A 26,012-nucleotide genomic window follows, 5' to 3' on the forward strand; every position below is an offset into this window, starting at 1 on the left:
GCTGATGGTGCGTCCGCCCGTTTCGAAGGCAATGGTGGTCGTTGTCAAACCCAGCCGGACAGTTCCCGCCTAGCCAAAGCCTCGATCACGCCCATGCCTTCTGCACTGTCGTTCAGGCAAGGGATGTGCGAAAATTTTTCGCCGCCGGCTGCAAGAAATTCATCGCGGACCTCACGTTCGATTTCGTCCAGCGTCTCAATGCAATCCGAGGAGAAGCCGGGATTGATGACGGCGATCCGTTTGACGCCCTCATGGGCAAGCTTCTCGACGGTCTTGTCGGTGTAGGGCTGCAGCCACTCCTGCGCGCCGAAACGCGACTGGAAGGTGGTCATGAGTTTTTCTTCGCTCCAGCCGAGCTTTTCGCGCAGCAGCCGCGTCGTTTCCAGGCAATGCCGGCGATAGGGGTCACCCTTGTCCGAATAGGGTTTCGGGATGCCGTGATACGAGGCAAGGATCCTTTCCGGCTCGAAGTCCAGCGACGCCAGGTGTCTGGTGACAGATGCGGCCAAGGCATCGATGTAGACAGGTTCGTCATAATAGGGCGGCACGGTGCGGACGGCTGGCGAGCGGCGCATTTTCATCAGCGCACGGAAGAGCTGGTCGTTGGCGGTTGCCGTGGTCGTTGCCGAATATTGCGGATAGAGCGGAAAGGTCAGAATGCGGTCGCAGCCGCGCTCGACCAGCTTGCGTGCGACGCTACCGGTGGAAGGATTGCCGTAGCGCATTGCCCAATCCACCGTGACATTGGGGAGATCGTGGAGCGACGCCGCTAGCTTCTCGCTTTGCGAGCGGGTGAAGGTGTGGAGCGGAGATTCATTGCGCTCCCGATTCCATATCCTGGCGTAGTTCGCCCCGGATTTGCTCGGGCGGAAGGTGAGCACCGGGCCGTAGAGGATCGGATACCAGATCAGCCTGTTCAACTCGATGACGCGCGGATCGGACAGAAATTCCCTGAGGTAACGCCACATTGGCTTGAAATCGGTGCCGTCCGGCGTGCCGAGGTTGACAAGCATCACGCCTACCTTGGCCGCCTTGCCGGAGGGCGGTGCAGTTCCAGCCGGGTTCGGGTTGTTTGCGCGCCTGGTTTTGGTCGGTTCGGAAAGGGTCATACGGTCGGTTCTCCACGCGCCGCAAACGTAACCGTACGGCGCGTGGATGCAATGCAGCTTGTGGCCGCACCTTGCTTCAACTTATCGTCACCGGCCATGCCGGTAACGACTGCCCCCGCAGTTTTAGTTCGCTGCGGGGATTTGCAAGGTGCCGCCGATGGGAAGCTGACGCGGTTTGTAGGCCGAATTGGCTTCGGCGATCGCCCGCCAGTTGGCTCCGTCGCCATAGATCTTGACCGCAAGGTCCCAAAGAGTGTCACCCGCAACGATGACATGGCTCGTTTCGCCGGTCTGCTCGGCGGCGGGGGCCGCTGGCGTGGTCTCGGTTGAGATCGTCGGTGGTGTTGCCGCTATGTTGCCGGATGCAGACGGCAGTTCCGGCAACTTCGTTTCAGCCTCTGCCGGTTCGGCCGGTTTTGCCGTCTCTTCTGCGGGGGCTGCAGCCGGCTGCCCTGCCGCCGCCTCGGTGATGCGGCCTTCAAGCTTCGGCGTATAGGGATTGTGCGCGCCCAGGTAGTCGGCCACGACCTGTTCCAGACCCGGACCGTAGTCATAGGCGTTCTTGGCGTTGTCGGCGAAAATCTTGTAGCCGTCACCACCCTGCCGCACGTAGTTATTGGAGGCGACCAGATAGTCCTTGCTGGGGTCGATCGGCACCCAGTTGCCGTTGTCCATCACTTCAACGGACTTGATCCGGCTTTCCGGGGCAGCCGACTTGTCGAAGGAATATTTCAATCCCGCAACTTGCGCGAAGCGACCGGCGCCGTCCTCAAGCTGGCTGACGCCGTTCTCAAGCGCCGCAACGATGTCCTTGCCGCCGATCTGGAAGGTTGCGATGGTGTTCTGGAAGGGGAGGACGCCCAGCACTTCGCCCATGGTCACCGGCCCCTGGTCGATCGAGGCGCGCAGACCACCGCCATTGGTGAAGACGATGGTTACGCCCTGATCCTTGACGCGATCGAGAACCGCATCCGAAACAAGGTTGCCCATTTCGCATTCGCGGGCGCGGCAGGCTTCACGGCTGCCGTCGATGGGCGCGGTGCTCTCGCCGACAAGCTTGCCTTTCAGTTCTTCGATGGGGGCGCCGAGTTCCTTGATACGGTCAAGCACTGCCTGGTCGGGGGTGATCGACTTGTCGAGATAGATGGGGTCGCCCGAAGCTTCCTTGACGACGCCATTGTCGTCGAACACCACCTTGAACTCACCAAGATATTTGGAATAGGAGGCGGCCTGGGTGACCGGTACCTTGTAGTCGTCAGGGTTGTCGACCATCGTCGGATACGGGCCTTCGGCCTTGTCGTCGGTGTTCGATAGAAGCGAATGCGTGTGGCCACCGACCACGACGTCGACGCCGGGAATCCTGGCGATCATTTCCTTGTCGCGCGGATAGCCGACATGGGTCAGCGCAATGATCTTGTTGACGCCTTCGGCTTTCAGTTTCTCGACTTCGGCCGTGATGGTCTTCACGTCGTCTTCGATGGTGATATTCGGGCCGGGCGACGCAATCTCCGGGGTCTCCGTGGTGACCGCACCGACTATGCCGATCTTCTGGCCGCCTATTTCAAGCACGACCGAAGGCTTGATGCGGTCCCCGACCTTGGCGGCGGCGCTCGCCTGAACGTTGGCGCTCAGCACCGGGAACTTGATGACGTCGAGGAATGGCGCCAGCGCGTCTTCGCCGTCATCGAATTCATGGTTGCCGACGGTCATGGCGTCGAATTTCATCAGGTTGAGGAATTCGGCCTCGGCCTTGCCCTTGTACGTCGTGTAGAACAGCGAGCCCTGGAAGTTGTCGCCACCGTTCAGCAGAATCACATTCTGCCCTTCGAGTTTCTTGCGTTGCTCGGCAATCGCCGTGACGAGGCGTGCTGCGCCTCCGATGCACTCGCCCTTGGTTTCTTCCTCGGCCGAACATGTGGATTCGAATTTGTTGTTGGATTCGATGCGGCTGTGCCAGTCGTTGATGTGGAGAATGTTGAGCGTGTAGTCGGCAAACGAAGCCCCGGCCGACAAGCCGAGCGTGGATGCCGACAAGGCGGCAATGGCAACGAATTTTTTCATGATGCTCTCCCGAATGGACTTGGCCAAAGGCGCTGAGGTTCCGATCCTGGCCGCCTTCCTTGACTGCAATATAACAGTCGGCGCTCCGCATGTTCACATTGCCGATTTTTGGTTGCAAGCGGAATCGATTGTGCCCCGCACGCCGTAAACAGGCATCCGTTGGGACTGCTCAAGTCGGTCTTCGGGAATCGGGGTCGCTAGACCCTGTCAGTGTATGCGGCAGCCGGGGCGCCATCAGGTGCACCCCGTCACCGCGGATATTGCTTAGGCGCGTCGCGTCAGAACGAAGTTCTGGCCGGCGGCGCTGGTGCAATTAAGCTGGCTGGTGGAAATCATCAGGCAGTTGAAGCTGATCGGCGACTGGCGGATCAGCGAGGTGCCGTTGATTTCGACCGAGGTCGGCCCGGTCATTGTGTAGGATCCATCCGACAACTTCTGGCCGGTGTCGGTCGCCACCGTCTGGAAGGTGCCCGCGTTGAACGTCGAAAGACCGGTCCCCTGAGCGTCGATCCAGGAACCCTCGACACCGGTAGGCGCGGCCGCTAGCGGCGGAGCCGGCGGGCCACTGGTTGTGCAGGCGGCGAGCGCGAAGCTGGCTGCCACGCCCAAGCTGGCTGAAAGAATTTTGCGCGCGATATCCATGTGCTTCTCCTCGGTCCGCCCCTTTCAATCGCCCGATTTCCGGGCGATTGCAAGGTGTGCGGGCGAGGTAGCAACTACGCTATCGGACCAGTATGTTGCGGAATTGCCACGGATTCTTGCGGTCGATGTCTTCCGGGAACAAGCCCGGACGATTGTCGAGCGGTGTCCAGTCCGTGTAGTAACCCTTGACTGGTCCCAGGTAAGGGGACTGCACTTCAAGGCAGCGGCGGTAGTCCATTTCGTCGGCCTCGACGATGCCGGCGTCAGGGTTTTCGAGGGCCCACACCATGCCGGAAAGGACCGCCGAGGTAACCTGGAGGCCGGTGGCGTTTTGATAGGGTGCCAGCTTTCGCGCCTCGGCCAGCGACAACTGCGAGCCGTACCAGTAGGCGTTCCTGTCGTGACCGTAGAGCAGCACGCCAAGCTCGTCGATGCCGTCAACCAGTTCGTCTTCGTCGAGGACGTGATGCACTGATTGCGGTTTGCCGGCGGCACCGAACATTTCGTGCATCGACAGAACTGCATCGTTGCAGGGATGATAGGCATAGTGGCAGGTCGGGCGATAATGCAGCTTGCCCTTCTTGCCGCGCACGGTGAAGAAGTCGGCGATCGAGATCGCCTCGTTGTGGGTGACCAGAAAACCGTATTGCGGGCCGGGCGTCGGGCACCAACTGCGCACGCGGGTGTTGGCGCCGGGCTGTTCCAGATAGATGCCGGCCTCGCTGCCGCCCTTGTGGCCCTTGGCGTTCTTCGGAATCCACTTCTCGTGCGTACCCCAGCCGAGTTCCGCCGGCTGCAAGCCCTCCGAGATGAAACCTTCCACAGACCAGGTGTTCCAGAACACGTCGAGCGGCTTCGGGTTTTTTGCACGCTGCGTGTCGCGCTCGGCAATGTGGATGCCCTTGACGCCGGCGTCCTGCATCAGCTTTGCCCATGCGTCGCGGTCGTGCTGGGCGGGCTGTGTGAACTTCAGGCCGAGATCGGTGGCAAGGTTCACCAGAGCCTGTTTGACAAGCCATGAAACCATGCCGGGATTGGCCCCGCAGGTGGATACGGCGGTGGTGCCGCCCGGATGCTTGTGCTTTTCCTTAAGCAGCGATTCGCGCAAGGCGTAGTTGGTGCGCGAGGCGTTGTCCGCGTCGGTGTCGAAGTAGAAACCGAGCCATGGCTCAATGACCGTATCAACGTACAGAACGCCGAGTTCGCGGCACAGCCGCATCAGATCGACCGATCCGGTATCGACCGACAGGTTGACGCAGAAACCTTGTCCGCCGCCCTTGGTCAGCAGCGGTGTGAGCAGTTCCTTGTAATTCCTCTTCGTCACCGCCTCTTGCACAAAGGCGATGTTGCGCTCGTCGAGCAGCTTGCGATTGGCGTCGTCCGGATCGATGACGGTCATCCGCGATTTGTCGAATTTGAAATGACGCTCGATGAGCGGCAATGTCCCGCGTCCGATCGAGCCGAAGCCAATCATGACAATGGGACCTGTTATCTCACCGTGGATCGGCCACTTTTCATTCGCCATTCTTGTGCAAACTCCCTTCACGCCAAATGTTACCGGCAGCACTGCCGCGCAAGCGGCGCGCTAAATCATAGTTTGATGTCATATACTAGCGCGATTGATGCCAAGCGGAAGCGCCGACGGCCAGGAATTCCAGATAAGCCATTATAATTATTTGACTTTATCGATCGATGGCTTGTCCGAATCTCGGTCAATATGGCTTTCCCGATGGGGTCTTCGGCTCAAAATCAAAGGGCGGCAATGCGCTCCAATGCGGCGATCAGCCGGCCGCGGTCCCCTGTCAGCCCCTTGTAGTCAAGCTGTGCTTCGTCGAGTGCAGCCAGTTGTGCCGCGAAGGAGGTCGCGATGCGCTTGCGGTCGTCATGTCGCGCGAGAACGGCCAGAGGGTCCAGAAAGATGCGTATGGTGAAGAGGATATCGCCGGAAACGGGCAGCTTCCTCAGCGTTTGCCGCTCGACCCGGATGAAGGCGCTGGCGTTGATATCGTTGTCCGTGAAGCGGGAGGGGCGCATCGTGGCGCGGTCGATGCGCTGTTCATCCGACAGCGGATGATAGAGAGCGTCACCGGCCTGGATCGACCAGTTGTAGCGTTCTACCGGTTGTTCCACGGCGAGGCTGTCGAAGATGCGCTCGATCAGGCCGGCTATGCGCGTACCCGGTCCGAAGTCCGGTACGGGAATGTGGATGTCCTGCATCGTCTTGCCGAATTTTTCGGTGAGCGACCATGACGAGGGGAAGCACAGTGCGCCCGCGACGAGCCGCCATCCTTCGGCACTCTTGCGCATCAGGATCAGGTCTTCCTGCACCAGCAGCGAGGCAATGTGGAGCGGCGGCAGATCGGCGGGGATTTTGGGCTGCCCGGCAACGACGATGCTCTTGCCATCGACGCTGTAATGCCACGGGTAGCGGACAGGCAGGTGGTCGATCAGCAGGGAGAGGACTTCCGCCTGCGCAGCTTTTGTGTCCGGTTCCTCGACAAAGACAGTGGGACCATATTCCGCATGAATGCGCCGCTTTTCGCCCAGATGAAAATCGAACGTATCGTCGACCTCGATCCATTCATTGAGATCAAGCGGTTTCAGCCCGATGGCAAAGAGCTTTGACGAGCCGTCATAGGGCGTGTGGGCCGGGCTTGATGCCAAGGCGTTTCCTGCGATTGTTGATGGTTACGTCGATAGCAAGGGTAGCCCATCGCCGCAATCGATGACGCTTAGGCCAGTTTGGCCGGGATCAGCCCGCGCAATGAGTTGCCGACGAAGATTGTTCTGGCGGTTTTCAAGGCGTCGTAGGAAATGACCGCCTCGACGGCACGGCCTTGTTCGAGCAGTTCTCGACGCAGAATGCCCGGCAAAAGACCGCAGTCGAGGCGAGGGGTCGTGAGCAGGCCGTCACCAAAATCGGCGAACAGGTTGGTGATGGTGCCCTCGCAGGCTTCGCCACGCTCGTTCATCAGCAGGATTTCATCGGCCTGTGTGACTAGGTGTTCTGCTCGTGCCCGGACATAGACCTCGCGGCGTGTGGTCTTGTGAGCGAGCAGCGTGTCCGTCGAATCGAGCCGTACGCGGGCGAAGCGCAGGCGCCAGATCTTGTTGGCGGCGAGCGGTACGAATGGTTGCACCGCAGCTTCGGCAGTTCCGTTCCTTGTCAGGACGAGGCGCACGCGCTGGGGGGACGCGGCATCCGCAACCGCCTTGCCGAGCGCTTGCCCGACATCGCTTGGCTCGCATGCGAAGCCAAGGGTGGCGGCCGAACTGTAGAGGCGCGCCAGATGCCGTTCCAGCCGTACGAAGCCGGTGTCGGGCTCCCAGCGCAGCGTTTCGATCAGGTCGAAGTTGGCGGCATTCCCGTCGCGAAGCGCGCTTTGAGCAGACACTCCTTGTACTCCTCTTCCGCCGTGGAATCGAACACGACACCGCCGCCGACATTGTAGACGGCTTCGCCGTCCGGGTAGAGAGATATGGTGCGGATGGCGACCGAGAAACGCATCGTCCCGCCAGGAGCGACCCAGCCGATGGCGCCGCAATAGACGTTGCGCGGTCCGCTTTCCAGGTCGTGCAGCACTTCCATGGCGCGGATCTTGGGTGCGCCGGTGATGGAACCGCAGGGAAACAGGGCCGCGAATATCTGCCGGATGGTCAGGCCGGGCAGAAGCTTGGCCTGCACCCGGCTCACCATCTGGTGCACGGTCGGATAGCTTTCGATGCGAAACAGTTCAGGGACGTCGAGGCTGCCAACTTCGCTGATCAAGGAAATATCGTTGCGCAGCAGGTCGACGATCATCCTGTTCTCGGCCTGGTTTTTCTCGTCGTTGCGCAGAAATTCCTTGAGTTTTCGATCTTCCTCGACCGTCGCACCGCGCGGTGCCGTGCCTTTCATCGGATGCGTTTCGATGATGCCGTCGCGGGTGACTTCGAAGAACAGTTCGGGCGAACGCGACAGCACGACCGGGCCGTTTCCAAGCGAGACCAGGGCTCCATACCTGACCGGTTGGCGCTCTGTCAGGGCATTGAAGGCGGCCAGCGGGGCGCCCGACCAGTGGGCATCGACCCGGAAGGTCAGGTTGCCCTGATAGCAGTCGCCTTCGCGGATGTGGCGGTGCAATCGATCGAACCTGGGGCGGTAGTCGTCGAACGACCAGTTAGCCCTGGCGTCGAAAATCGGACCGTTGGTGGCGGCGTTGTCTTGTTGGGTGGCGACCTGTTCGGACGGCCGCTCGAACACGCCGAGGCAGAACAACGGCACTCGCCTGCCCTCTGGCAAAAGCGGCACCAGCTTGGGTTCGAGCAGGTAGCCTGCCTCATAGGAGAAATAGCCGGCAAGCCATTTCCCGGCTTCGTGGGCCTTGTGAACTTCGGCCCATGCCGCTTCGAACTCACTGGCCTGCGTCGGCGCAATGATGGCCGAAGGCCGTTCGAACAGGACCTCGCGCCCGGCGAGGTCGTCACGAAAAAGGGCGAAGGGGGAAGCGAGCAATTGAGAGCACCAACGATATTGCCGAGAAGGCCGTTCTTTAGGACCAATCGACATTCAGGTTTCGGGCGTGGCGCGAGCCGGATTTCGGTCCTGACAAGGAGAAAAGCGCAAGGCGGTGTCGACCACCGTCTAGCATTTTCGACGCAGTCGGGGCTGAAATCCGCTGCGTCCCGCAGGGATATGGCCAAAATCGCCCATTTCCACGTCGCGAAGCCTCGACGGTGGGCAATCATACCACGCTCCAAACCCTGAATGTCGATTGGTCCTAGTTCAGCGCTTCCAGTTCGTCGATAAGGTTGCCGATGATGCCTAGGCCAATCTGCCAGAAGGCGGGATCGGTTGCATCGAGGCCAAATGGCTCCAGCAATTCCGAATGGTGCTTGGTGCCACCGGCGCGCAGCATGTCGAAATACTTCTCCTGAAAGCCACGTTCAGCATTTTGATAGACTGCGTAGAGCGAGTTCACCAGGCAATCGCCGAAGGCATAGGCATAGACATAAAACGGCGAGTGGATGAAGTGCGGAATGTAGGTCCAGAAGGTTTCATAGCCGTCGCGCAGCTTGATCGCCGGGCCGAGGCTTTCAGCCTGAACCTCAAGCCAGAACTTGCCAAGCTGGTCGGAGGTGAGTTCGCCGTTCTTGCGTTCGGTGTGGACCTTGCGTTCGAACTCGTAGAACGCGATCTGGCGCACGACCGTGTTGATCATGTCCTCGACTTTCTGGGCCAGCATCGCCTTGCGCTCGCGACGGTCGCTTGTCTGGTCAAGCAGCGAGCGGAAAGTGAGCATTTCGCCGAATACGGATGCGGTCTCGGCCAGCGTCAATGGTGTCGAGGCCATCAGCGTGCCCTGGCCTCCTGCCAGCACCTGGTGCACGCCGTGGCCAAGTTCGTGGGCAAGCGTCATCACGTCGCGTGGCTTGCCCATATAGTTGAGCAGCACATAGGGATGAACCGAGGGCACGGTCGGGTGTGCGAAAGCGCCCGGCGACTTGCCCGGCCTGACCGGCGCGTCGATCCAGTTGCGGTCGAAGAAGGTACGGGCGATGTCGGCCATCTGCGGCGAGAAGCGGTTATAGGCGGTAAGCACCGTGTCCTTCGCATCGCGCCATTCGATGGTCGCTTGCGGAGTTTCCGGCAAGGGTGCGTTGCGGTCCCAATGGTTCATCACCTCCATGCCGAGCCAACGCGCCTTCATGGCGTAGTAGCGATGCGACAGGCGCGGGTAGGCTTCGCGCACGGCGCTCGCCAACGCATCCACCACGTCGCGCTCGACGCGATTGGCGAGGTGGCGTGAATCAGCGATATCGTCGAAGCCGCGCCAGCGGTCGGAAATCTCCTTGTCCTTGGCCAGCGTGTTGGTGATCAGGGTGAAGGTTCGCAGGTTCTCCGAAAACGTGGCGGCCAAGGCCTCCGACGCCTTGCGCCGCACGTCGCCATCCGCATGCTGGAGCCGGTTGAGGGTTGGTTCCAGAGTGAGGGCTTCGCCGTCGATGTCGAAGCGCAGATCCGTCATCGTTTCGTCGAACAGGCGGTTCCAGGCGCCCCGCCCGGTAATAGACTTCTCATGGAAGAGTTGTTCTATGCGGTCTTCGAGCTGGTGGGGCTTGTCTTTCCTGAGGTCGAGGACCCAGGGCCGGTAGTGGTCGAAAGTGGCATCCGTGGCCAGTGCCTTCTCGATGGTGCCGTCATCGATCTGGTTCAACTCCAGCGCAAAAAACAAAAGATGCGCGCTGGCATCGGTCATCTTTTCCTGGATGTCACCGTAGAGTTTGGCGCGTTTCGGATCGGAGGTGTCGCCGGCGTAGACCAGTCCGGCATAGGAGACGATGCGCCCGACCAGTTCCTCCAATGCCTCGTATTCCCGCATTGCCTGGCCGAGCTCGCCCGCGCCCTCGCGACTGGCCTCGATGGCCAGCGTGCCCTTCCACCGGGCTTCGAAAGCCAACGCATCGGCGGCCGCCTTGTCGAGATCGTGCTTCAGTTCGGGCGCGTCCATGCCGGTATAGAGATCCGACAGGTTCCATTCGGGCAGATCGCCAAGGCCACTCCTGGCTTGCCCGGCAGATGCCGCCGCAAACTGTCGATCCGAAACCGTGCGCATCGCTAAACCTTCCAAACTGGGCTGAATACCGGTCAAATCGTAAGGGTTTCGTTCACCGGCTTTTTTGAAACCTTATTTAGAACCCTGTGCCAAGATGATCCATAGGGGAAAACTAACGGCGGATATTTCGGGCACTCATGACAGGTTCCATTCTCATAGTCGACGACGATCCGGTGCAGCGCAGGCTGCTCGAGGCGGCTGTGGTGAAATTCGGCCACACTGCGATTGTCACGGATGGCGGCGAAGCTGGCCTGCAGGCGATGGATGGGCCGAATGCGAGCGACATCTCGGTCGTTATCCTGGACCTGTCGATGCCAGGCCTAGACGGCATCGGCGTGCTCAAGGCCATGCGCGAGCGTGGCATCGCCATTCCTGTGATCGTTCAGACCGCGCAAGGCGGCATCGAAACCGTGGTCCTTGCCATGCGCCACGGAGCCTTCGATTTCGTGGTCAAGCCCGCTTCTCCCGACCGTCTGCAAACTGCTATCGCCAATGCACTCAAGGTCGAGGCGGTGGAGGGCGAGGTCAAGCGCTCGGCCCGACGCAGCAGTGGCTCCCTTACCTTCAAGGATATTGTGACGCATAGCCCGACCATGGAACGGGTCATCCGGCTCGGCCAGAAGGCCGCAAGCTCCCACATTCCCATTTTGATCGAAGGGGAATCCGGCGTCGGCAAGGAACTGGTGGCGCGTGCAATCCAAGGCACCAGCGGCCGCCGCTCGCGTCCGTTCGTCACCGTCAATTGCGGCGCGATCCCGGACAATCTGGTCGAAAGTATCCTGTTCGGACACGAGAAGGGCTCGTTCACCGGCGCGACCGACAAGCACACGGGCAAGTTCGTCGAGGCGCATGGCGGCACGCTGTTTCTGGATGAAATCGGCGACCTGCCTCTTGATGTGCAGGTGAAGCTTCTGCGCGCCGTTCAGGATGGCGAGGTCGATCCGGTTGGCGGGCGTGCGACGGTCAAGGTCGATATCCGGCTCATCTCGGCGACACACAGAAACCTTCTGCAGCAGGTTAAAGATGGCAAGTTCCGCGAGGACCTTTTCTATCGCCTGAACGTCTATCCGATTTTCGTGCCCCCGCTCAGGGATCGTGGGGAAGATATCCCCCTGCTGGTCGACCATTTCATGCACAAGGTGGCGCCTGCCGATCCAGAGCGACGCCTGCGCGGCATTTCCAGAAACGCACTCGCTTTGCTTCAGGCTTATGATTGGCCAGGCAACATCAGGCAATTGGAGAATGCGGTCTTCCGCGCTTCCGTGCTGTGCGAAAACGATGTGCTGACCGAGGAGGAGTTCCCTCAAATCCGCGCCCAGGTCGAGGGGACAGTCAATCTGGATCGACCCCTTGCCGAACAGAAAGACGGTGATGTGGAAAGCCGCGATAGTTTCGCGCAAGCCGCTGATATTGCGGTGGATGGCGAAAGCGTTGCAGGCCGTGCGCAAAGCACGTTTGGGTTGCTGCAAGCGCTGGACGAACGCGGTAACGTGCGCCCTCTGGCCTCAGTCGAACTTGAGATGATCAAATTCGCCATTGACCATTACAATGGCCAGATGAGCGAAGTGGCGCGCCGACTCGGCATCGGCCGCTCGACGCTGTACCGCAAGCTCAAGGAATACGGCATCGACCCCGAAACCGGACGCCCCGAGCGCATAGCCTCTTAGGATACGGCGCTTGCCAGAGGTTAGCTTTTTGCGTTAAGAGCCTGTTAACGCAAATTAAACGGGTGGTTTACCAAGAAAATGCATGGGCATTTTTTGCCGGGATATCGCCACTGTGTTACCGCATTTCGACTTCAATAAGCGATGATTAACCATTAGGATCGATATTCGGATGTGACTTCTCCACATCCGTTTGGACAAATCCGGGGACAAACGGCAGCCTGCAGGGCCTTTTGATTTGAACAGAATCGAACGACAAAAAAACGGGCGGCAATCTTACAACGTCTGGCCAAAATGGCTGGCGGCAGCGGCTTTGGCCGTTGGTGTTTTCGCCGCTTCGGCAACGACCGCAAGCGCGGAAGTGCGGACCCTCAAGCTTTACAATCTGCATACCAAGGAGAAGGCGGAAATCGTCTTCAAGCGCAACGGAAAATACGATCAGTCCGGCTTGCGCGAGGCGAACGCGTTTTTGCGCGACTGGCGCCGCAACGAGCCGACCAAGATGGACCCCCGTCTGCTCGATCTGGTCTGGGAAGCTTATCGTGCCAGTGGGTCGAACGGATTTATCAACGTCATCTGCGGCTATCGCGCACCGGCAACGAACTCGATGTTGCGCAGCCGCAGCAACGGCGTTGCCAAGAAGAGCCAGCACATGCTCGGCAAGGCGATGGATTTCTACATCTCCGGCGTGCCGCTGAAGAAACTGCGTGATATCGGTCTCCAGATGCAGGGTGGCGGGGTCGGCTATTACCCGACCTCCGGTTCGCCCTTCGTTCATATGGATGTCGGTAACGTCCGCCATTGGCCGGGTATCAGCCGTCAGGAACTCGCCAGGGTTTTCCCGAACGGCAAGACGCTGCATGTTCCGAGCGACGGCAAGCCGTTGCCGGGTTACGACCAGGCGCTTGCTTCCTATAAGTCCCGAAAGAGTTCTGGTTCCCCAGCCATTGCCCTTGCCAGTGCAGGCGGTTCGACCAGCAAATCCGGTGGACTCCTGGCAGCATTCTTCGGCGGTGGCGCCGACGAGGAAGAAGACAACAACGATGTCGTAGCGGCCGCTCCGGCGCCCAAGAAGGCAGTCGTCACTGCTTCTTCTAAAAAGAACGTTCCTGGTATCGCGATCGTGGCGCCGCAGGACGCAAACCGCGCCGAGGTTCCTCAACTGGCGGAAGAAGAAGCGGCTCCGAAGCAGGATACGCCTGAAACCATCATTGCGGCATTGCCGGCGCGCAGTGTCCCGCTGCCGGGCTTCGCACCGCGGCCCAAGGCCGATGTGGGCGCCGTCTCGCCGGATAACGTGCCGTTCGGTACGGCTGATGCCGGCTTGGTTCAGACAGCTTCTCTCGCGCAAGAGCCGGCGGACGCTCCTTTCGCTGCTGCACAGGCTACCGAAGGGGCAAGCAAACTGGCCTCGGACGACGTCGCGGCGAGCGGTGTTCCCTTGCCGACCTGGCGCCCCGAGCATGGGATGCCGTCCCTCGTGCCGCAGCAGCAGGACAAGGGCTCGACGCTATTGGCATTGGCTGACAGCGGCCAAGGCACGACGGCGACGGACGCGTTCTCGGTGCTCCCGGCCACCCGCCCGGATGACGAGGTAAAGACGTTGCTCGAGCAGACTGCAGCCGACGAGTATCAGGTTGCCGCAGTGTCGCTGGAACGGTCGGCCTTCAACGACCCGGCCATCGACCAGGCTTCGCCGCGCACAGCCGCGATTGAAATGCCTTCAGATCCGACCGGAGCGATTGGCGGAAACGTCAAGACGACGCGCAAGGAAGCGCGCGCCACGCAACAAGACCTGAAGCCGGAGCCAAAGACGAAGATCATTGCCGCCGAGCCGAAGCTTGCGCGTTGGGCTCTGCATAGCAACGATTATGTGGCCAAGGTGTCCGATGCCACTACGGCGCCGCGCTATGCGTATAATCTTGTTCGCACCGCGCCGACGGAAGTCTATACGAACGGTTTCCAGTCCGGCGACGAAATGAACAATGCTAACCGCTTCACGGGCACTGCAGTGAAGTTCCTGTCGGTGGCGCGCTTCCAGGCCAAGTAGTCGGGTTAAGCGTGAATCAAGGGCCGCGCCTGACAACAGGCGCGGCCTTTTTGTTTCAAGGCTCGCGGACTATCCGCGTTTGCTATTTTCGAAATCCGGCTGCTTCGCGGGCCAATGCCTCGATCTGGGCCCAGTTTCCTGCCCTGACGAGATCGTCGGGTGCAACCCATGACCCGCCGACACAAACGACATTCGGCAGGCTCAGGTAGTCCTTGGCGTTCGCCACGCTGACGCCGCCAGTGGGGCAGAATTTCACATCGGCGATCGGAGAGGCCAAGGCCTTCAGGAAGGCGGCGCCACCAGCCTGTTCGGCCGGAAAGAACTTGAGGAAGTCGAGGCCCGCCTGCCGCGCGGTCATGATTTCGCCGGGCGTAATGGCGCCCGGGAGAAACGGAACGTCGCTATCATCCGCCGTTATCATGAGTTCGCGTGTGATGCCGGGGCTGACGATGAATTTCGACCCCGCCGATACGGCATCCTTGAACTGCTGCCTGTCGAGGATGGTGCCGGCGCCGACAATGGCTTCCTCTACCTCGCCGGCCACACGTCGGATCGCTTCCAGCGCAGCGGCGGTCCTCAAAGTGATCTCGATGGCTGGCAGGCCGCCGCGCGCCAGGGCGCGTGCCAACGGCACGGCGTCGGCAATATCGGCGATCTTCAACACCGGAATTACCGGTTGACCATTGAGCAGGGCGAGCAGTTTCTCAGTCTTGGTCGGCATCACGATCTTCCGGGATTTGATAATTCAACCGATTTAACAGATGCAATACCGCGTGTCCACGCTGCGAGACGTGAAGCTATCCGTGGGGCGTCAGCTTGCCAGCCAGCGCTTTAGCCATGTCCACAAGCGGCGGATGAAACCACCGGACACCAAGGCAGTTTGGATTGCCTCGCCGGTTCTTTTCCCGACGAGACCATCGGCGTCGAGGCCGTTATCTGCCTGAAAGCGCTCGACGGCTGCCAAGGTGGCGGGGCCGAAAATACCATCGGCCGACAAGGGATAGCCAAGCGCCGTCAGCCGGCGTTGGAGGTCGGCCACCGCCTCTCCCTGCGACCCTGGCCGGAGCAGCGAGGATTGCGCTATGGCCTTCAATGGCTTGCCGGTGGCGTAGTGTCCATAAGTGTCGGCGATCTTCTCGTCATAGGCGTTTTTCTTGTAACCCGGCCCGTTGTAGCCATGGGCAAAGGCCTGCCAATCGTGATTGCGCAACGCCTCCACCAAGCCTGCCTTTTCGATGTATCTGACCATCAGCCTTACCTGGCCGAACGCGCCGGAGCGAGCCTCGTCGACCAGAGCCTCCACGCTGCCATAGCCCAGCCATTGCCAATGAGCGCCCATGACTTGACCGAGGCCCCAGGACACGGATTCATAGGCAGCCTTGGCGTCGATCGCGGCTGCTTGCTTCAGCATTTTCCAGCGATCGGCCTGGATTCCAGGGTTAGCGACCGCGCCAGCGGTGGGAGAAGCCAGTCCGCGTTCTCGCGCCAATGCCTGCTTGTCTGCGCTCAGCCTGCGGTCGAAGTAATGGCCCTCGAAACGGATCAGCGGTTCCTGCCTGCCTTCGACCAACGCGAATACCTGGCCGGCGCTCTCAACGGCGGTCACGGCGAGCAGTGCTGCCGGCTCCAGCCCGGCTTCCTGCGCGGCTTGCCTGATCTCGTTGATGACGTTCTCGCTGAACATGGTTGGCACCGAATCTCCCATTGCCCGGCTAGTGTCATGCAAAGCTTGCGTATGTGGATAGGTTTTGCGCGCTCATGACGCCTCGGCGGGACTAAAGCACGGAAAAGTGCGGCATTTCTTTTCTGCAGAGTGAAAAACCCACGGCTTGAATCCCCGCTTCTGAAGCGATACGGGCATTCGTCATGGACGAAATCATCGCACCAGAGTTGTTCCGCGTTGCGGCACTCTATCGTTTTTGCCGGTTGGAGCGCTTCGAAAGCTTGCGCGCGCCACTGGACGAATTCTGTTGCGCGCGCGGCATCAAGGGCACGCTTCTTCTTGCGCGCGAAGGCATCAACGGCACCGTTGCGGGCGGCGAAGCGGCTATCGGCGACCTGATTGCCCATCTTCAGTCGGTTCCTGAATTTGCCGGGCTCGAAGTCAAGTACAGCCACGCCGCCGACATGCCGTTCCATCGCATGAAGGTGCGTCTCAAACGCGAAATCGTCACGATGGGTGTAGATGACATCGACCCGATGCAAAGCGTCGGCACCTATGTTGCGGCCGGTGATTGGAACGCCCTGATTTCCGATCCTGATACAATCGTCATCGATACGCGCAACGACTATGAAGTGGCGCTGGGAAGCTTCGAGGGTGCCGTCGATCCACGCACGGCAAGCTTCCGCGAGTTCCCGCGCTGGGTAGAAGAACATCGCGCCGACCTCCAAAACAAGAAGGTCGCCATGTTCTGCACCGGGGGCATCCGCTGCGAGAAGGCGACGGCGTTCGTGAAGTCGCTGGGCTTTGAGGATGTGTTCCATCTCAAGGGCGGCATCCTTAAATATCTCGAGGAGGTGCCGGCGGCTGAAAGCCGGTGGCAGGGCGAATGCTTTGTCTTCGACGAGCGAGTGTCCGTCTCGCATGGGCTGGCGGAAGGGGATGCGCAACTATGCCGGGCCTGTCGCCATCCCTTGACGTCGAAGGATTTAACGTCGGCCAAATACCAGGCAGGCATTTCATGTTCGTATTGCCACGATCAGCGAACGGATGCCGATCGGGCCCGCTATGCGGAACGCCAGCGCCAGGTCGAACTGGCTGAGCGGCGGGGCAGGGGCCACATCGGGAGTTAAGCACCGGCCGGGCAAAACGTTTGTCCCGTCATTGTAATGCCAAGGTTCGGCCCCTACCTCACCGGCACAGGAAACGTGCCCAGCCGGGCCAACTGCGGAGGTGCCGATGTTCGACCCCAAGAAATTGCTCAACGATCTGCTGGGCTCACAAGTTCCCGGTACGGGTACCACGGTGCGGGACAAGGCGGGCCAAGCCGTGCAGATGGCGAAGGACAATCCGCTGGCGGCAGGTGCCCTTGCCGCCGTGTTGCTTGGTACTGGAGCCGGGCGGCAAGTCACGGGCGCTGCGCTGAAGCTTGGCGGTCTGGCCGCGATCGGCGGCCTCGCCTACAAGGCCTATCAGAACTACCAGAACGGCAAGACGCCCGCCGAAACGGCGGCAGGTCAACCGGAACTCCTTCCACCTCCACAGGACACTGCATTCCACCCGTCGCAGGCGCCGCAAGGTGAATCCGAATTCGCTTCGACGCTGGTGCGAGCAATGATCGCTGCTGCAAAGGCGGATGGCCGCATCGACGACGAGGAGAGGCGCAAGATCGGCGACAAACTCAGCCTTTCCGGGCTGGATTCGGATGCCGAAGCTTTCCTGAAAGCCGAACTGGACGCGCCCCTGGACCTGGATAAGCTGGTCGCCGCTGCGCAGACTGATGCACAGAAGGTGGAGCTTTATACGGCATCCCGCCTTGCCATCGATCCCGATACCCGTGCCGAGCGCGGCTATCTCGATCTGTTGGCGGGGCGGCTAGGGTTGCCGGATGCATTGGTCGAACACGTCGAAGCGACGGTCAGCGCGGCAAAGGCGGCGGTACCGGAACCAGCCGCAAACCCGCAATCGCCTTGGTGAATGCCGCGAGGCGAGGTTGACAAATTAGGTTTCTGTTAACCCAACAAGCGCATCATTTTCATCAGTCGGACCCGCTTTCCTCCTCCCGAGCGTGGTTCAGATCAGGGGGCGGTCGCCAATGGCCGCCCTTTTTTGACAGGACCTGAGCCTTGTCATGCGTTCCTTCATTTGCGATTTGGCAGCGCAGTTGGAGGAAGGCGCATGGCTATAGAGAAAACAGCAATCGTAACCGGGGCCGGGTCCGGGATCGGCAAGAGTGTTGCGTTGGCATTGGTCGAAGCCGGATGGAACACCGTGTTCTGTGGCCGCCGTCTGGATTTGCTGCAAGCGGCTGTGGCGGAGGTCGAGCTCGGCACCACTGGAACGCGGGCGCTGGCCATTTCCTGCGACATCACCAAGCCCGATCAGGTCGATCGCCTGTTTGAAGAGACCGTAAAGGCTTTTGGCCGGGTCGATCTTCTCTTCAACAACGCCGGCATTGCCTACAAATCGACGACGATCGACGAGATTCCGGTCGATGCGTGGAACGATGTGGTGGCGGTCAACCTTACCGGCTCGTTCCTGTGTTCGCGAGCGGCCTTCCGCACCATGCGCAGACAAAGTCCGATGGGCGGCCGCATCATCAACAATGGCTCGGTTTCGGCGCATGCGCCGCGTCCGGGCTCGGTTCCCTACACATCGACCAAGCACGCCATTACGGGCCTGACCAAGACACTGGCACTTGATGGCCGGCCTTTCGACATCGCCTGCGGCCAGATCGACATCGGCAATGCCTTGACGGAAATGGCCGCACCGATGGCAGTTGGTGTTCCTCAAGCCAACGGCACCGTCGCCGCCGAGGCGGTCATGGACGTCAGCCGTGTGGCGGAAGCTGTCGTCTACATGGCAGGCCTGCCGCTCGACGCCAACGTGCTGTTCATGACGGTGATGGCAACCAAAATGCCTTATGTGGGGCGCGGGTAGACCCTTCGCGCCGGCTCACTTCGACTTGAGGAAAGCCTCGATCCGCTCCAGCGCGCGCAGGATGTTCTCTTCCGAGTTTGCGTAGGACAAGCGCATGTAACCCTCACCCAGAATGCCGAAATCGGGGCCGCCGATCAGAGCGACGCCAGCCTCTTCAAGCAGGGCCGACGCCAGCTTCTTGGCCTTCCAGCCGGTGCCGGACATATTCGGGAAGGCATAGAAGGCGCCCTTCGGCGTGATGCAGGAAATGCCTGGCAGGGCATTCAGCCCTTCGACCACCAATTTTCGGCGGCGATCGAAGGCGCGCATCATCTTGTCGACATCGTCCTGCGGTCCGTCGATGGCGGCAATGCCGGCATATTGGCTCGGCGCGTTGACGCAGGACCAGCAATTGACCGCCAGCTTGCGAACCTTTTCATAAAGGTGAGCGCCTTTGTCGCCGTTCGGCCAGATCGACCATCCCATGCGCCAGCCGGTCATTGCCCAGGTCTTCGACCAGCCGTTCAGAACGATGAGCCTGTCGCGAATTTCAGGGAACTGCAGCAGCGAGCAGTGCTTCTCGCCATCATAGGTCATGACGTCGTAGATTTCGTCGGAGAGGATGGCGACGTCAGGGTGTGCCTCCAGTCCCTTAACCAGTTTTTCGATCTCGGCGCGTGGCGTGACGCCACCGGTCGGATTTGCCGGTGAATTGAGGATAAGCAAGCGGGTCTTGGGCGTGATCAGCGCCAGCGTCTCTTCAGCCGAGAAAGCGAAGCCATTCTTCTCGCGGATCGGCACGGGGATCGGCTTGGCGCCAGTGAATTCGATCATCGATCGATAGATCGGAAAACCTGGGTCCGGATAGAGGATTTCCACACCCGGTTCGCCGAACATCAAGATGGCTGCGAACATGGTCGGCTTGCCGCCTGGTAGGATCATTACCGTTTCCGGCGACACTTCGACCCCGGTGGTGGCCAGCGTGCGGCGCGAGACGGCTTCACGCAGCGCCAAAAGGCCAGTGGCTGGCGTGTAGCCATGATGGCCGTCGCGTAGCGCCTTTATGGCGGCTTCCACGATATGCGCAGGGGTCTGGAAATCGGGTTGGCCGATGCCGAGATTGACGATGTCACGGCCCTCATGGGCAAGGGCAGTGGCCCGTGCCAGCACGGCGAAGGCGTTTTCCTCGCCAAGGCGGTCGAAAGCCGAAATGGTGTGGAGCATTTTTCCCGTCCCTGTGGTTCTTTTGAGCCGGCCGCTTTCTTGTGAGCCTGCTTACCTAAAGTCAACTGAATTGGAGTTCGCTGTGCCTGACGATCTGAACAGCTGGCAACCGCGTCCACGCCCTGAACGCAAGGTGCTGGAAGGCCGTTACGTGCGCCTGGAGCCGCTGGACGCGGCCAGGCACGGCGACGGCCTTTTCGAGGCCTCGACAGTGCCAGATGCGGACGGTCGCTTTGCCTGGCTGTTCGAAAAACCTCCGGCAAGCCGCACCGAGTTCCAGACGTGGCTGGAAAAGGTGGAAGCGAGCCAGGACCCGCTTTATTTCACGGTAGTCGACAAGGCGAGCGGCAGGATCGCGGGACGCCAGACGCTGATGCGCATAGAGCCGACGCATGGCGTCATCGAGATTGGTAGCATCTACTGGGGACCGTTGATCTCCAGGAAGCCGGCGGCGACGGAGGCGCAGTTCCTGTTCACCAGATACGCTTTCGACGAGCTTGGCTATCGGCGCTACGAATGGAAATGCCACAACGAGAACTCTCCATCAAAGCGTGCCGCCGAACGGTTCGGCTTCAAGTTCGAGGGGATTTTCCGGCAGCACATGGTCGCCAAGGGCGCAAATCGCGACACGGCATGGTATTCAATCATCGACAAGGAGTGGCCGGCGCTGCGAAAAGCCTATGAAGCCTGGCTCGATCCTTCGAATTTTGATGGTGAAGGCCGACAGGTAAAGCGGCTCGAGGACTATCGAGCGCAGTACGGCGCATAAGGGATTTCGCCGCATGGTGGATGATCATTTCCACGATCACGGTTCGCAAGATCATGGCCACGGCCATGGTGCTCATGTGCATGGCTCGACCGACAAGGGCAGGGTTCTGATTGCGGCCGGCCTGACTGGCGGTTTCATGGTCGCCGAGGCCGTGGGCGGATGGTTCACCAATTCGCTGGCGCTGCTTGCCGACGCAGGCCACATGCTGACCGATACGCTGGCGCTCAGCCTCGCCTGGTATGCTTTCCATCTTGCAGAACGGCCAGCCACCGGGCGACTGACCTATGGCTTCGGCAGGGTCAAGACGCTGGTCGCCTATACCAACGGCATCGCCATCTTCGTCATCGCGCTTTGGATCGTCTACGAAGCATGGCAGCGCTTCATGGACCCGCCCCCTGTGCTGGGTGGCCCGATGCTGGTCATCGCCGGGCTGGGATTGCTCGTGAATATCGCGGGGTTTCTGATCCTGCATGGCGGCGACCGCGAAAGCCTCAATATGCGCGGGGCGATCCTGCATGTGCTGGGCGATCTTCTTGGTTCGGTCGCGGCCATCGCCGCCGCGATCGTCATCATCGCGACGGGCTGGACGCCGATCGATCCGATCCTGTCCGTGTTCGTGGCTGTGATCATCCTGTCTACCGCCTGGAGGCTGATGCGTGAGGCCGCGCACCTGCTTCTCGAAGGCACGCCGACCGCCCTCGACCGCGATGCAATCGCCAGGGACCTGGAAGCCAATATTGCAGGGCTGCGTGAAGTTCACCACATGCATGTATGGTCGCTCGACGGCGCCAAAAACATTGCCACGCTGCATGCCTGTCTCGACAATGGCGTCGATTCACATGCTGCGATCAGCGCTGTCAAGAAACGCCTTGCCGCCAAGCACAATATTACCCATGCGACAGTGGAGCCGGAATTCGACCGATGCGCTGACGGCAACGACGACGACCATGGCCATTCGCACGAGAACGTGCCAAACCATCGGCATCACCACTGATTGGCGGGCGCCCAGTGCCTACAACATTCGGGATTTTATAATGGATCGAGAGAGCAGGAACGCGGCAATTGCCGCGCTGTTGATCATCGGCGCGTTTGGCTCGTTCGCCTACTATCTGCCGAATGTCATGCTTGCTACGGGGGAGGTTTCGTCAATTCTGGCGGTCGTCGTCGTTGCCATATTCATGGTGGCATTGTTTGTCGTCTTCTGGCTTCGGGGGATCAGCCAGCGCAGGAAGGGCAAATAGGCTCACGCGCTGAGGCTTGCCGACAATAAAAGCAGACCGAGCGCGAACACGAAGGCTGCGCCGCCGATTTCGATCGCGGAGTGGATGTTGTTGCCGAGCCGGCCGTCGCCGGCCATCAGCACGGCCCAGTTCTTGGCGGTGACGGCAAGCGTGGCCAGCGCTGACACGGTGATCGCCGTGCCCAGCGCCATGCTAAGCACCGAGAGCACGCCTGCCAGCCACAAGCCGTTGAGCAAGGCGAAAGACAGCACGATCAGCGCGCCAGAACATGGCCGGATGCCCACGGCAACGACTGCCGACCAGGCTGTGCGCCAATCGAAGCGTTCTCCCGACAGCAAAACAGGGTCTGGAGCATGCGAATGGCCACAGGTTGAGCAGACCGCGCCCTCATGATGACGGTGCGCGCCGTGGTCATGGTCGTGCTGATGCCCGTGATCGTGGCTATGACCTTGTAAATGCTCGTGTTCATGCGCATGCGCGGCCGATAGGCTGTGCGCGGGACCAGCGCCGGCAAGACGGCGCACCAACGGTCCGGCTTTTTGCCATAACAGCCAGGCGCCGAATGCCGTCACGAAGACATAACTGGCGATTTCGAGGAACCAGGCGGCGTCCGTCATCGAGACTGATGTGCCGCGCAGGACGAACCAGGCAAGCACCATCACCACGATCGCCGTCAGCGCCTGAAGGAAGGCTGACACGAAGGACAGCATGACACCGCGCTTGAGCGCCACTTCGTTGGCAACCATGTAGGACGAGATCACCGCCTTGCCGTGGCCCGGACCTGCCGCATGGAAGATGCCGTAGGCAAAGGACAGCCCGACAAGCAGCCACATGTTGCTGCCGTCGTCGCGCATGGCCTTCATCGTGGTGGAGAGCGAACGGTAGAACGCCTGCTGGTGCTGGTTGATCCAGACCAGCCAGTGGGAGAACAGGCCGGTCGAAGGGGCAATGGCGTCATTGGTGCCGATGCCGAGCGAGCTTTGCGCATGGGCATGGCCGATCAGATGCGCCAGCACATAGGCCAGTGCCAGAACGGCGAATGTGGCGCGAACGGCCGTCTTGCTCATAAGGCTGCCCTCATGCCCGACAATTCAGTTCGAGCTTCGTTGCAAAAATCTTGCTCATGTCGGTGCCGGTCGGGTCGTTGAAGAACGCATCGGTCAGGGTTTGCTGATTTTGCGCAATCGCCGTGTCGGGATCAGGGCGAACGACCGTGCGGGTGCACGACGCGGGCAAGCCCTCGACCGCCATGTTCTCGTCTTCGGTGAAATCGATGGCGGTGTAGAAGGTCGGGTCGTAGATTCCCAAAGTGATCTTGCCTGAAAGCGGAATTGCGGTTTCGGGCGTCGATTCGAACAGCACGATCAACTGGTTGTTGTCGAGGTTCACCATCAGCGCTGCGGGCGGCTTCATCTTCACATCCTTGCCGTCGACGGTGACCAACTGGAAGTAGTTGTATTCGGCCAGCGACGTGAAGATGGTCTCGGACACTTCCTTCAATTCGGCATCGTCCAACTTCAGGTCGGAATTGGCGTCGAACTCCATCAGCACCGTGCTGGAGAATAGGTCGTCGAAGCGCCACACATGCCTGAGCCCGGTGATCGATTGGTGATCGGGAGCGAGGACGACATCCAGCCTGGCTTCGGCGAAGACGTGGGGGTGCACATTCGCCGGTGCCGTTGCCGCCACAAGGCCAGCCACGGCCAATGCAGCCGGAAGAACTTTGCGTTTCAAAGGCATGAGTTGGCGCGATTCCCTCGGTTGCCGCATTTTGCCGAGGGTTATCAGAAAGCGGGCGAAATTGGGACCGCTCCACCGATGGACAAGGCTATGCCGCTTCGCGTGCCTTGAACCACTGGGCAAGGAAGTCGACGAGGACGCGCACCTTTGCCGGCAGGTAGCGGCGGTGAGGGTAGACGGCAAAGATGCCGCCGCCCTGGAGGATGCGGTCATCGAGAACCGGCACGAGGCGTCCGCCGATGATCTCCGGCGACGCGATGAAGTCCGGAAGGATCGCGAAGCCGAGGCCGGATACGGCAGCGGCGCGAGCGACCATCGGGCTGTTGACTTCCATCGGGCCGGAGACGGAAACGCTTATCGTGTCGCTTGTTTCGCCCTTGAACGGCCAGTTGGAAAGCCAGCGGCCATTGGTATCGACGATGCAGGGCAAGCGGGCAAAATCCTGGGGCTTTGTTGGCATGCCATGCTTGGCGATCAATTCCGGCGAACCGCAGATGCGAACCGAAAAGGGCGCCAGCCGCTTTGCAATCAGCGACGAGCTTTCCAGTCGCGAAATGCGGATTGCCAGATCGAAACCCTCTTCGACCAGATCGACGAAGCGATCGTCGAGGTCGATCTCCAGCACGATGTCGGCATGCTCCTTGGCGAAGTCGACCAGCGACTGGCCGATGGGCGCGTCGGCGAAAGTGCGGGGCGCCGAAAGCTTGATGCGGCCGCGCACGTCGCCGGAGGATTCACGCACATCATCGGCGAGGCTGTCGACTTCGCGTACGATTTCCGAGGCGCGCCGGTAGTAGGTATGCCCCGCCTCGGTCAGCGAGAACTGGCGCGTCGTGCGGTTGAGCAGGAGGGCGCCGAGTTCGTCTTCCAGTTCGCGCACGTATTTGGACAACAGCGCCTTGGAACGGCCGATCTTGCGCGCCGCCGCCGAGAAGCCTTCCGCTTCCACGACGTCGATGAAGGCGCGCATGCGGGTCAATGTGTCCATCGTGTCAGCCCTTTGTCGCGTCGAGGATCCGGCGTCCCAGCCCGAGAAGCGCCATATCGCTACCGGATGGGCCGAGCAGCGACAGGCCGAACGGCGCGTCGTGAACAACACCCAGTGGCAGCGTCAGTTGGGGGAAGCCCGTCAAGCCGGACAGGCACAGCAGTTTCAACGCGCGTTCGCGATAATCGAGCAGGGCATCGTGGCCGGCATCCTTCAAAGGCGCTGGGCCGGGAACGGTCGGCAGGACAAGGAAACCGTCGGAACCGAGCAGTTCGGCAAGCTCCTGACGGACGATGCCTCGGCGTTCCCGTTCGCGCCTCACGTCCTCGGCGCTCAGCGTGCGGCCGAAATCGAAGCGCTCCTTCACGCCCGGACCAAGTTGCGGATCACGGCTGGAGATCCACGCCCCATGCTCGGCCCAGGCCTCGTCGGCCTGGATGTAACGGAAGCACCGGTAAAGTTCGTCCGGCGTTGCACTGAACCCCACGGGCTGCGGCCCGCCGACAATGGCGGCGGCAATGGCTGGCAGCCTCTTGTATTCCGCTGCTTCGTCCGGCCCGGTGACCAGCGCATCCAGCCATTCGAAAGAAAGAGGGCGTTGGAGGCTGATGCCCTTGGCATCGTCACCCAGCAACACCTTGCCTACGGCTTCATAGGTGTCCATGTCGCGGGCAAACCAGCCGAATGTGTCGAGGCTTGCCGCCAGTTTCATTGCGCCTGCGAGCGGGATGCGCCCGTGGCTGGTGCGCAGGCCGATCAGCCCGCAGAAACTGGCCGGGGCGCGGATCGAGCCGCCGGTGTCGGAGCCGATGGCGATATCGGCAAGGCCACCTGCGATGGCCGCGGCTGAACCGGACGACGAGCCGCCTGTTACACGCTGGGGTGCTGCAGGGTTGATGGGGAATTGAAAATGCGCATTTTGCCCCATCAACGAGAACGCCAGTTCGTCGGTTTGTGTCTTGCCGGCGAATCGCGCGCCCGCATCGAGCAGCTTCTGGATGGGGGGCGCCGTTTTCAGCGCCGGCTGGCTTTCGGCGTACTTCTTCGGGTTGCCGCAACCGGTACGATAGCCGGCGACATCGAAAATATCCTTCACCGCCAGGGACAAGCCGTGGAGGGGCCCGGAATCCGTATTGGAAACAGGCGCTTGATGCAGATCGAGAAAGGCGTGGAAAGGGTCGCGTGCGACGGTCATTGTCTTCAATTTCGATACGGTTGAGGCAGCATTGTTCGATAATGCAGTTTTTTCAAGCAGGGCGCAGAATTTAATTGATTGTGAAGGGCGATCTCCCTATATCGCGCTTGCCCAAAGTCGCACGTGCCTGTGGGTGTCCGCCGATCCTCGAATG

At 60.7% G+C, this 26,012-nt stretch carries 23 protein-coding genes; 8 read left to right on the plus strand and 15 right to left on the minus strand.

The features are described from left to right. Window positions 1–44 precede the first annotated feature (44 nt). From hemH to ASD64_RS12380, 8 genes are all read right to left on the minus strand, one after another. Window positions 45–1,109 carry a ferrochelatase gene (hemH, locus tag ASD64_RS12345; RefSeq protein ID WP_056105506.1) on the minus strand — a complete coding sequence of 355 codons (1,065 nt, stop codon included), beginning with the start codon at window positions 1,107–1,109 and terminating at the stop codon, window positions 45–47. A gap of 123 nt (window positions 1,110–1,232) precedes the next feature. Then, complete coding sequence (locus ASD64_RS12350; RefSeq protein WP_056105507.1) at window positions 1,233–3,170, minus strand: 5'-nucleotidase C-terminal domain-containing protein; 1,938 nt, start codon at window positions 3,168–3,170, stop codon at window positions 1,233–1,235. Between the two features lie 264 nt (window positions 3,171–3,434). Then, a complete protein-coding gene (locus tag ASD64_RS12355; protein WP_056105508.1) occupies window positions 3,435–3,812 on the minus strand; it encodes a hypothetical protein in 378 nt (125 codons plus the stop codon). A gap of 79 nt (window positions 3,813–3,891) precedes the next feature. After that, a complete protein-coding gene (locus tag ASD64_RS12360) occupies window positions 3,892–5,337 on the minus strand; it encodes a homospermidine synthase (RefSeq protein ID WP_056105509.1) in 1,446 nt (481 codons plus the stop codon). A 224-nt stretch (window positions 5,338–5,561) separates the two neighbouring features. Further along, window positions 5,562–6,476: a heme-dependent oxidative N-demethylase family protein gene (locus ASD64_RS12365; protein WP_056105510.1), complete on the minus strand. Its 915-nt coding sequence runs from the start codon at window positions 6,474–6,476 to the stop codon at window positions 5,562–5,564. Between the two features lie 68 nt (window positions 6,477–6,544). Beyond that, window positions 6,545–7,207, minus strand: a complete 663-nt coding sequence (locus ASD64_RS12370; protein WP_056105511.1) for an aminotransferase class IV family protein — start codon at window positions 7,205–7,207, stop codon at window positions 6,545–6,547. Beyond that, window positions 7,156–8,307: an aminodeoxychorismate synthase component I gene (locus ASD64_RS12375; protein ID WP_244480786.1), complete on the minus strand. Its 1,152-nt coding sequence runs from the start codon at window positions 8,305–8,307 to the stop codon at window positions 7,156–7,158. The genes ASD64_RS12370 and ASD64_RS12375 overlap by 52 nt, the downstream gene beginning before the upstream one ends. 265 nt (window positions 8,308–8,572) lie before the next feature. Continuing rightward, window positions 8,573–10,408 carry a M3 family oligoendopeptidase gene (locus tag ASD64_RS12380; RefSeq protein WP_056105513.1) on the minus strand — a complete coding sequence of 612 codons (1,836 nt, stop codon included), beginning with the start codon at window positions 10,406–10,408 and terminating at the stop codon, window positions 8,573–8,575. A gap of 137 nt (window positions 10,409–10,545) precedes the next feature. On the opposite strand from ASD64_RS12380, the gene ASD64_RS12385 reads away from it, so the two are divergent. After that, window positions 10,546–12,075 carry a sigma-54-dependent transcriptional regulator gene (locus tag ASD64_RS12385; protein ID WP_056105514.1) on the plus strand — a complete coding sequence of 510 codons (1,530 nt, stop codon included), beginning with the start codon at window positions 10,546–10,548 and terminating at the stop codon, window positions 12,073–12,075. 310 nt (window positions 12,076–12,385) lie between these two features. Continuing rightward, complete coding sequence (locus ASD64_RS12390) at window positions 12,386–14,122, plus strand: DUF882 domain-containing protein (protein WP_244480787.1); 1,737 nt, start codon at window positions 12,386–12,388, stop codon at window positions 14,120–14,122. A gap of 82 nt (window positions 14,123–14,204) precedes the next feature. On the opposite strand, the gene ASD64_RS12395 is transcribed toward ASD64_RS12390, so the two are convergent. Then, on the minus strand, window positions 14,205–14,843 hold the full coding sequence (locus ASD64_RS12395) for a 2-dehydro-3-deoxy-phosphogluconate aldolase (RefSeq protein ID WP_056105515.1): 639 nt from the start codon (window positions 14,841–14,843) through the stop codon (window positions 14,205–14,207). 90 nt (window positions 14,844–14,933) lie between these two features. Then, complete coding sequence (locus tag ASD64_RS12400; protein WP_056105933.1) at window positions 14,934–15,806, minus strand: N-acetylmuramidase domain-containing protein; 873 nt, start codon at window positions 15,804–15,806, stop codon at window positions 14,934–14,936. A gap of 182 nt (window positions 15,807–15,988) precedes the next feature. Here ASD64_RS12400 and ASD64_RS12405 point away from each other — a divergent pair, with 182 nt between their 5' ends. From ASD64_RS12405 to ASD64_RS12415, 3 genes are all read left to right on the plus strand, one after another. Next, complete coding sequence (locus ASD64_RS12405) at window positions 15,989–16,915, plus strand: rhodanese-related sulfurtransferase (RefSeq protein ID WP_056105516.1); 927 nt, start codon at window positions 15,989–15,991, stop codon at window positions 16,913–16,915. A gap of 106 nt (window positions 16,916–17,021) precedes the next feature. After that, on the plus strand, window positions 17,022–17,759 hold the full coding sequence (locus tag ASD64_RS12410) for a tellurite resistance TerB family protein (RefSeq protein WP_056105517.1): 738 nt from the start codon (window positions 17,022–17,024) through the stop codon (window positions 17,757–17,759). A gap of 201 nt (window positions 17,760–17,960) precedes the next feature. Beyond that, the gene (locus ASD64_RS12415) at window positions 17,961–18,722 is read left to right on the plus strand and encodes an SDR family oxidoreductase (protein ID WP_056105518.1); all 762 of its coding nucleotides are present in this window, start codon (window positions 17,961–17,963) and stop codon (window positions 18,720–18,722) included. A gap of 15 nt (window positions 18,723–18,737) precedes the next feature. On the opposite strand, the gene ASD64_RS12420 is transcribed toward ASD64_RS12415, so the two are convergent. Continuing rightward, on the minus strand, window positions 18,738–19,925 hold the full coding sequence (locus tag ASD64_RS12420; protein ID WP_056105519.1) for a pyridoxal phosphate-dependent aminotransferase: 1,188 nt from the start codon (window positions 19,923–19,925) through the stop codon (window positions 18,738–18,740). Between the two features lie 82 nt (window positions 19,926–20,007). Between ASD64_RS12420 and ASD64_RS12425 the strand changes: the two genes are divergently transcribed. Genes ASD64_RS12425 through ASD64_RS12435 form a run of 3 tightly spaced genes read left to right on the plus strand, consistent with a single transcriptional unit; the run spans window position 20,008 to window position 21,935 of the window. Next, the gene (locus tag ASD64_RS12425) at window positions 20,008–20,694 is read left to right on the plus strand and encodes a GNAT family N-acetyltransferase (protein WP_056105936.1); all 687 of its coding nucleotides are present in this window, start codon (window positions 20,008–20,010) and stop codon (window positions 20,692–20,694) included. Window positions 20,695–20,707: 13 nt separating this feature from the next. Continuing rightward, entirely contained in the window at window positions 20,708–21,688 is a 981-nt protein-coding gene (locus tag ASD64_RS12430) for a cation diffusion facilitator family transporter (RefSeq protein WP_056105520.1), read from the plus strand. Between the two features lie 40 nt (window positions 21,689–21,728). Next, window positions 21,729–21,935, plus strand: coding sequence for a hypothetical protein (locus ASD64_RS12435; protein ID WP_056105521.1), 207 nt, complete (start codon window positions 21,729–21,731; stop codon window positions 21,933–21,935). Between the two features lie 2 nt (window positions 21,936–21,937). Here ASD64_RS12435 and ASD64_RS12440 read toward each other — a convergent pair whose 3' ends face one another. The 4 genes from ASD64_RS12440 to ASD64_RS12455 form a co-directional block, all read right to left on the minus strand. Continuing rightward, window positions 21,938–23,002, minus strand: coding sequence for a nickel/cobalt transporter (locus ASD64_RS12440; protein ID WP_056105522.1), 1,065 nt, complete (start codon window positions 23,000–23,002; stop codon window positions 21,938–21,940). 10 nt (window positions 23,003–23,012) lie between these two features. Continuing rightward, window positions 23,013–23,675: a DUF1007 family protein gene (locus ASD64_RS12445; protein WP_056105938.1), complete on the minus strand. Its 663-nt coding sequence runs from the start codon at window positions 23,673–23,675 to the stop codon at window positions 23,013–23,015. Window positions 23,676–23,763: 88 nt separating this feature from the next. Next, window positions 23,764–24,663, minus strand: coding sequence for a LysR family transcriptional regulator (locus ASD64_RS12450; protein ID WP_056105523.1), 900 nt, complete (start codon window positions 24,661–24,663; stop codon window positions 23,764–23,766). Window positions 24,664–24,667: 4 nt separating this feature from the next. Then, window positions 24,668–25,858: an amidase gene (locus ASD64_RS12455; RefSeq protein WP_056105524.1), complete on the minus strand. Its 1,191-nt coding sequence runs from the start codon at window positions 25,856–25,858 to the stop codon at window positions 24,668–24,670. Window positions 25,859–26,012 lie beyond the last annotated feature (154 nt).

Origin of the sequence: Mesorhizobium sp. Root157 (genome assembly GCF_001427385.1) — a bacterium.
Classification (GTDB): Bacteria; Pseudomonadota; Alphaproteobacteria; order Rhizobiales; family Rhizobiaceae; genus Mesorhizobium.